Source organism: Bradyrhizobium macuxiense, from assembly GCF_001542415.1.
Classification (GTDB): Bacteria; Pseudomonadota; Alphaproteobacteria; order Rhizobiales; family Xanthobacteraceae; genus Bradyrhizobium; species Bradyrhizobium macuxiense.
This window is the reverse complement of the sequence record NZ_LNCU01000010.1, coordinates 35603-42344: the sequence shown is the minus strand read 5'-3', so window position 1 is coordinate 42344 and position 6742 is coordinate 35603. Positions and strand designations below refer to the sequence as shown.

General features: G+C 61.5%; 10 protein-coding genes. 2 read left to right on the top strand and 8 right to left on the bottom strand.

Annotation, left to right across the window (positions count from 1 at the left end; translation table 11 throughout):
• Together AS156_RS00940 and AS156_RS42650 are read right to left on the bottom strand one after the other, a co-directional pair.
• Positions 1 to 791, bottom strand: a 791-nt coding sequence (locus tag AS156_RS00940; RefSeq protein ID WP_245312489.1) for a S49 family peptidase, incomplete at its 3' end; no start/stop codon positions are given.
• Between the two features lie 222 nt (positions 792 to 1013).
• The gene (locus tag AS156_RS42650) at positions 1014 to 1175 is read right to left on the bottom strand and encodes a hypothetical protein (RefSeq protein WP_160331038.1); all 162 of its coding nucleotides are present in this window, start codon (positions 1173 to 1175) and stop codon (positions 1014 to 1016) included.
• Between the two features lie 160 nt (positions 1176 to 1335).
• Between AS156_RS42650 and AS156_RS00935 the strand changes: the two genes are divergently transcribed.
• Positions 1336 to 1521, top strand: a complete 186-nt coding sequence (locus AS156_RS00935; RefSeq protein ID WP_066498753.1) for a hypothetical protein — start codon at positions 1336 to 1338, stop codon at positions 1519 to 1521.
• Positions 1522 to 2178: 657 nt separating this feature from the next.
• Here AS156_RS00935 and AS156_RS43225 read toward each other — a convergent pair.
• The 6 genes from AS156_RS43225 to AS156_RS00905 all read right to left on the bottom strand — a co-directional run bounded on the left by AS156_RS43225 (position 2179) and on the right by AS156_RS00905 (position 5585).
• Complete coding sequence (locus AS156_RS43225) at positions 2179 to 2340, bottom strand: hypothetical protein (RefSeq protein ID WP_201455978.1); 162 nt, start codon at positions 2338 to 2340, stop codon at positions 2179 to 2181.
• A gap of 636 nt (positions 2341 to 2976) precedes the next feature.
• On the bottom strand, positions 2977 to 3198 hold the full coding sequence (locus AS156_RS00925) for a hypothetical protein (protein WP_066499276.1): 222 nt from the start codon (positions 3196 to 3198) through the stop codon (positions 2977 to 2979).
• Positions 3199 to 3479: 281 nt separating this feature from the next.
• Positions 3480 to 3680, bottom strand: a complete 201-nt coding sequence (locus AS156_RS00920) for a hypothetical protein (RefSeq protein ID WP_082747266.1) — start codon at positions 3678 to 3680, stop codon at positions 3480 to 3482.
• Between the two features lie 154 nt (positions 3681 to 3834).
• Positions 3835 to 4071, bottom strand: coding sequence for a hypothetical protein (locus AS156_RS00915; protein ID WP_066498749.1), 237 nt, complete (start codon positions 4069 to 4071; stop codon positions 3835 to 3837).
• A 365-nt stretch (positions 4072 to 4436) separates the two neighbouring features.
• The gene (locus AS156_RS00910) at positions 4437 to 5228 is read right to left on the bottom strand and encodes a tRNA1(Val) (adenine(37)-N6)-methyltransferase (RefSeq protein ID WP_066498747.1); all 792 of its coding nucleotides are present in this window, start codon (positions 5226 to 5228) and stop codon (positions 4437 to 4439) included.
• A gap of 129 nt (positions 5229 to 5357) precedes the next feature.
• On the bottom strand, positions 5358 to 5585 hold the full coding sequence (locus AS156_RS00905; RefSeq protein ID WP_066499270.1) for a putative signal transducing protein: 228 nt from the start codon (positions 5583 to 5585) through the stop codon (positions 5358 to 5360).
• 134 nt (positions 5586 to 5719) lie between these two features.
• Between AS156_RS00905 and AS156_RS00900 the strand changes: the two genes are divergently transcribed.
• Positions 5720 to 6730 (top strand): polyprenyl synthetase family protein, encoded by a 1011-nt coding sequence (locus tag AS156_RS00900; protein WP_066499268.1) that lies wholly within the window; start codon positions 5720 to 5722, stop codon positions 6728 to 6730.
• Positions 6731 to 6742 lie beyond the last annotated feature (12 nt).

Here is a 6742-nt window from a genome sequence, read left to right as displayed (position 1 = left end):
AGGCCGGACAGCATGCCGCTGGCGGGCGCGATCACGGGGGTCAGCACCTTATCGCCGTAGCGGGCGCGCAAGGTCGAGCGGAGGTCGCCGATGCCGTCGGCGAGCCCGAGCCCGACCGCGGTGTCGCCCGCCCAATATTCGCCGGTGAACAGCACGTCGTCGGCGCCGGTCAGGCGGCCGCCGCGGCTCTGCTTGACCAGCGCAATGAAGATCGCGTGGATCTCGCGCTGGATCGACTTCAACCGGGCGACGTCATCAGGATTCTCCGGCAGGAACGGATCGAGCATCGCCTTGTGGCTGCCTGCCGTATAGAGCCGGCGCTCGACCCCGATCTTCTTGATCAGCCCTTCGAGGCCGAAGCTGCCGCCGACCACGCCGATCGAGCCCAGGATCGAGGACGGGTCGCAATAGATCTCGTCGCCGGCGCAGGCGATCATGTAGCCGCCGGAGGCCGCGACGTCCTCGACGAACACCAGCACCGGCAGCTTCTTCTCCGCGGCCAGCTGGCGAATGCGCAAGTAAATCTGCCGCGACTGCACCGGCGAACCGCCGGGCGAGTTGATCACCAGCGCGACCGCCTTGGCATTTCGAGTGCCAAACGCGCGCTCCAAGAGCTTGGCGACACCGGCGAGCGTCATGCCCGGACGCAATGGCGTCACCGCGCCGATCACGCCCGCCAGCCGCACCACCGGCACGACGGCGACGCCGCGCCTGAACCGCGCCGGAAGGACGCCCTGCATCCGCTCGACCAGTCCAGGCTTCGCTGCGCGATCACTTATTTGTTCACTCATGCCGTTACCTTGCGTTTGCCTCAAGCGATATACGAAAGAGGCGAGGTCATTCTATTGAGCCGCCGGCGAATGGCCGCCTAGCCGCTCTCTCCATATAGCCGTTTGCGATATATAGCCGTTTGCGATCCGGGCTGCCCATGGCGCGGCCTTTGTCATTTCCCGGCGGTAGATCGCCGTCCATGCGCCTGCGCCACCGGCCGGGGATCGTCCCCCGGCATCGCTCTAGGACCGGCGCGCCTTCTCCTCCGCCGATTGCGCGAGCTTTCGCCATTCCTCGGCGGCCTGCAACCAAGCTTCCTTCGCACTTGAAGCCGTGGCCTTGGCCGCCTCTTCTTCACATTCAGCGGCCTTCTGGCGGAAACGTTCGGAGTCGGGCGTCGGCATGCGTTGGGTCGGCTAACGGGCGGGAAGAGGACCGACGTTAGCTGCTCGGCACGATCCATCGCAGCCGTATGACTACGGTGATCTTTCGGGAGCGAATGCCTCACACGGTTGGATTTCGCATATACGCAGGCGGCCATTCTTGGTAAAAAGTGATTAGCTCGTGACCGAGCAGAAGGAGGCCATCGCCATGCGCCTTCACACCTATCGGGACGAAAACCACTCCAGACATTTCGATCTTAGCGGCGGACGGAGCCACCCGTGGACGATTGACTTGGTCACGGTGACAGCCGAGGCCGTCCTTGTGGCGGGTCTCGCCTGCGCCCTCGTGGCGCAGTTGGTCTACTAAAGCGCGATGAGATTGGGTTGAATCGTCATCGCGCCTTGGCTCTTTGTTTGAGCATGATCTTTTCGGAAAACCGCTTCACGCTTTTCCGGATCATGCTTTGGCAAAGTCGGAGGGGCCGTCTCTATCGCAGGGCCCGTCGCAGCGCCCGGATGATCGTTGAACCGACTTGCGCAAAAGCCCGACCGTCGAGCAGAGCGGCCGGGCGAATTGCAAAATCTTTGGTGAGAGCGGCGACGGCGACGAGTGTCCGCTCCGTGTTACAGGCAATGGAAGCCGCGCAATCTGTTCTTGCGTAATCATTTGGCTATCGACGGGGCGCCCAAGCCAGTTAGCGTATTGCATTCCGCCGAGCCCTTCTATCAAAATAACTGCTTAGGGAGGCTGCCCATGCTCACTGCGGATCGGTTTGACAGTCGGACTTTCGCCAACATGGAAGTCGCGCTGGAAAGGGCCTTGTCAGCATCTGCCAAAGGGCACCGACGACCATAAGGCCCGCCGTTACATCGCGCGCCGGATTATCAAATGCGCGGAGGGTGGCGATCGAACCCTTGGCGGCCTCACAGAAGCCGGGCAAGCGGCTGTATCGGAACTCACGTCGAACAAGGCTGCATAGCCGAGGCCGTCTCTCAAGTTCACCGCCCGAAGAACTGTCGGCACTCAGGCCGGTCGTACGTTGCCGCTAGGACCTCGCAGCGCGGCCTCCAGTTCAACAATGATGTCGTGCAGGAGTGTGTGTGCGAGCGGATCAGTCACCTCGCGCTCCATCATGCGATAGCGCATGATACGGTCTTGAAGCTCTCGTCGTTCCTCGTCGTCCATAACGCGCTCCGCAATCGAGCCAGACGCCGAACGAGGACGATCGTTGCAGGGAACTTGGGAAAACTTTAGTCGGAATTCAGGCGTCCCGTCTGTGTTAGACGGTATGCTTAACTGGGCGGCTGCAATTCGGCCGACGCCATCCACCGGCTCGATCGAAGCGCCGCTTCGATCTGCCGCAGCCTTCGCCCAATCAACTCTCGCTCTTGATCGTACCTCGCACTTTTCAGTTGCTCTTGAAGCCGCGTCTTTTCCGAGGACAAAAGGTCATGAAACGTAAGGGGGATAGAGCGTTTGCGGGGCATCGCTCTCTCCTGCGTTGCGTTAGGCGAGAGAGCGCCGCTGGTTCTCTCAGCCACCGGCGCCAGGGTCATTGCCGGTGGTGACAGTTAACGAATGTGCCGCCAGAACGGTTCGTGTGGGAACCGCGAAACTGATGGTTCCGTGCGACGGCATTCAAAACAGTCCGATCAAGGCGAAAATTGCGACCTCGATCAAGAAAGCCGCGCTCATGGTGGCGACGGTGAGAAATACGTCACCCGGTGAAAGACGGGTCATAACGCGCCTCGCAACCTGCGAAGCCCCTAAGCCAAACTCCCGAAGGCGAATACGTTTCGGTTCCTAGCCTCGAGGATGCCCTTATCGTATTTCGAGCTCGCGGATGGCCTGAGCCGAAATCTCGGCACAGTCCTTGATGCCGGTGTGCGCGACCTTGATGACCGTTTTCGCGATCATCTCCGTCAACGGATCATCACCATCCCTAACCGAGAGCATCCGTAGCGTTTGGTCGTAAGCCTTTGCGATCCGGTTGGCATCCTTAGGTGGCATGGTGTCGATTTGTAAGTGCAAATAGATGGACATCTCTTGCGCTCCCAAGCCGGTGCAAGAGGCTACCACGGGAACCGAGGGTCTAGGCGAAAAATCGGAACTCTCGGAGAGCCGAGCTTACGGCATGCTGTGCGCGAGCGGACCGGACTTCGCGGCTTTCTTCGGCGGAACGGCGGCCCAACAGCCGCTCTGGCTAGAGAATCCAGTTTTTGTACCTTATCGGGAACTTCGTTCACGGCCGGAGAACTACGGAAGCAATCCTTACTCTTTCTCTTGGGGGAAAGGTTCTCGGGTCGGGGCAGCCGGGGAGCATATCAGGCGTGCGATCTGGGCCACTTCGCGGGCTTGAACTCGCCGACCAGCCGATCACCCGCCCACAGTTCGATCTGATGCTTGTCCGCAAGAGCCTCTGCCCGTTCCTTGGCCACAGCTTCGTCGAGGCATAGCAGGTCTATGCGATTGGCGATGCGCCCGTCTGGATCGAGAATGTATGCGGCGAAGCTGCGCATGATCATGACCAAGGTTCCCCATTTAACGGCTGCTGGAACCATTGGTTCCGAAGTATCAAGGGAAGCAATGTCGACCCTCGGTCTTCAACCGATGCGGATGAGGGTCCAACCAATGGCGAGGGCAAAGCCGCCGCCGCGCCCGGCCCGAAAGAGGCCGGCCTTACTTCAATCGATAAACGTCCCCGGGATTGAGGTTGAGTGTTTCAAACGTTTGCCGCTGATTGCATCCCAATTCAATATCCACCACTTCGGCGGTCCAGCCTTCCGGGACGGCGGCGAGCACCAGCGTCAGGGCCTGATCTGGCTTAGCAAATGCTATCCAGATTTGCTGATCCGGCGAAAGATCATCCGCCGTCACCTCAACGACAGTAAATGAGTGGCCGAAGGATTCTGCCATAGCGCTCAATGCCAGGGCGGGCAGCTTGTTTCCTAACTGGAAATGTCTCTTCCCGGAGACCCGGTCTCACGAAAGAATGTTGGCTGATGAGGGAGCTACGCATTGCGCTGGAGGCAATGCCGTTACCTCGAATTAACCACTTCTTATCACGCCACTGTCATTGGAAAGCGCGGAACGCCTTTTGCATTGTGTCCGTTGGGGCTGCAATGCGCAGCGGAGAGAGCGACATGAAAATCTATCTGCTGATTTTGCTGATGGGTACACTGCTCACCGCAATCCATTTCACGTCCAGGCCCGAGCGCCAGTCGGAAACGGCTCCGCAGTAACGCCGATAAACTGACGAACATCGGCAGCCGCGGCTGCGCTTACCGCCGCGCCAGCGGCAATCCTTCCTTTCCAGCCAATATCTCCTGCACCCATTTGTTGGGCACACCTGACGCATCATTGAGCAACAATGCGGCATGCAGGCGCGTCGGTGCCCGTCCACCCTTGGTGGCGCGAACCAGGATGCGGATTGCCGGCGACGCCGCCTCGGCGTGAACCGGCAATATCTCAACACCGCCGAAGCCGCGACCAAGCGCCGCCAGAACCTCGGCGATCCCGTCGGCCCGCCAGATCATCGCAAGCTGCCCGTTCGATTTCAGGATCCGCCGCGCGACATGAATCCAGCTCTCGAGCGTGGTCGCGGTCGCGACATGGGCGCGCTCCCGCACGCTATCAGGCGAGGCGCGATGCCTGGTCGGATCGTTGAACGGCGGGTTCATCAGCACGACGTCGGCACTATCGGGGCCAAGGCCGGCTACGGCGAATGCTGAGGCCTCCGCCTCGACATCGAGCACCATCACATCGGCCGTGATCGCGTTGGCGCCGGCATTATTCCGCGCGAGTTCGGCCAGGGTCGGGTCGATCTCGACCAACACGAGATGGATGCCGCCGACCCGTCGGGCGACGGCGAGCCCGGCCGCGCCGACCCCGGAGCCGAGATCGACCACCCGATCGCCCGGCTGCGCCGGGGTGGCCGCGGCCAGCAGGACCGCATCATGGCCGGCGCGATGGCCGCTGCGCGGCTGCCGCAACAGCAATTGCCCGCCGAGGAAGCCGTCCTCGGTGACGGCGGTGGCTGGAGACTCCTCTTTTGACGCGTTTTCTTGACGCAAACCAGGGTCCACTTCGCTTGAAAACACTCTAGATCATGATGCGATTAAACAGAATCGCATCACGATCTCATCTCTTTGTTTGAGCATGATCTTTTCGGAAAACCGGTTTCCACTTTTCCGGATCATGCTCTACTCATCGGCCCGCAATTCGTGGCCAAGACCGGCCTCGGTCAGAAGCTGGCGCGCCTGGTGGTTGTCATCTTCATGCACCAGGATCCGGCGCGGCAGGACGCCGAGCGAGCCCTCGATGATGCTCATGTTCTGGTCGAGCACCAGATGGTGGATGTTAGCGCCGTCGAGCAGTGCTCCGACCGCGGAAACCAGCACCATGTCGTTGGTCCGCACCAATTCTCGCAAATCACGCACTCCTCTGGCCCGGCTGTCAGACCACTGCGACACATGTCAACAATTTCGTGGCCTTGCCGCTTCACTGCGCAGTTTCTATTGTTATAGCTGAGGATAGTGCGAATTCGGCAAAATTGGAGACCAGCGTGGCGGTTATTGTACCCTTCGAAAGCCCGTCTAATGCTTCGATCGACGGGCTGGTGGGACTTGTCGCCGCCGATATGGAGCGCGTCAACGCGACGATCATCTCGCGGACCGGCTCCGAAGTCACCATGATCCCAGAGGTTGCCAACCACCTGATCTCCTCCGGGGGCAAGCGGCTGCGCCCGATGCTGACGCTGGCGATGGCCCAGCTCTCCGACTATTCCGGCGACGGCCATATCAAGCTCGCCGCTGCGGTCGAGTTCATGCACACCGCAACCCTGTTGCATGACGACGTGGTCGACGAGAGCGAGCTACGCCGCGGCAAGCTGTCGGCGCGGATGCTGTGGGGCAATGAGGCGAGCGTGCTGGTTGGCGACTTCCTGCTCGGCCAGGCATTCCGGATGATGGTCGAGGTCGGCTCGCTGCGCGCGCTCGACATCCTCTCGGCCGCCGCCGCGACCATCGCCGAGGGCGAGGTGATGCAGCTTGCCGCCGCCAAGAACACCGCGACCACCGAGGACGAATATCTTGCCGTGATCAGGGGCAAGACCGCCGAACTGTTCGCCGCCGCCTGCGAGGTCGGCCCCGTGATCGCCAACCGGCCCAAGGCCGAGCAGACCGCCTGCCGTTCGGTCGGCATGAATCTCGGCATCGCCTTCCAGCTCGTCGACGACGTGCTCGACTATGGCGGCAAGTCCGCCAAGCTCGGCAAGAATGTCGGCGACGATTTCCGCGAGGGCAAGATCACCCTGCCCGTGGTGCTCGCCTTCCGCCGCGGCAATGACTCTGAGCGCAAGTTCTGGATCCGTGCGCTCGAGCGCGGCGAGATCGGGGCGAACGACCTCGATCACGCGATCGGCCTGATGACCAAGCACCGCGCCCTCGAGGACACGATCAGCCGCGCCCAGCACTACGGCGCGATGGCCGTCGACGCGCTCGCGCTGTTCGCGCCCTCGCCGATGAAGACCGCACTGGAAGAGGTGGTCGCGTTCTGCTTGGCGCGGTCGCATTAGGCGCGTAGGCAC

Coding starts and splice junctions, on each gene's coding strand:
- AS156_RS42650 (WP_160331038.1), bottom strand. CDS start 1,175: ATGCCGACGCCCGACTCCGAACGTTTCCGCCAGAAGGCCGCTGAATGT.
- AS156_RS43225 (WP_201455978.1), bottom strand. CDS start 2,340: ATGGACGACGAGGAACGACGAGAGCTTCAAGACCGTATCATGCGCTAT.
- AS156_RS00925 (WP_066499276.1), bottom strand. CDS start 3,198: ATGTCCATCTATTTGCACTTACAAATCGACACCATGCCACCTAAGGAT.
- AS156_RS00920 (WP_082747266.1), bottom strand. CDS start 3,680: ATGATCATGCGCAGCTTCGCCGCATACATTCTCGATCCAGACGGGCGC.
- AS156_RS00915 (WP_066498749.1), bottom strand. CDS start 4,071: ATGGCAGAATCCTTCGGCCACTCATTTACTGTCGTTGAGGTGACGGCG.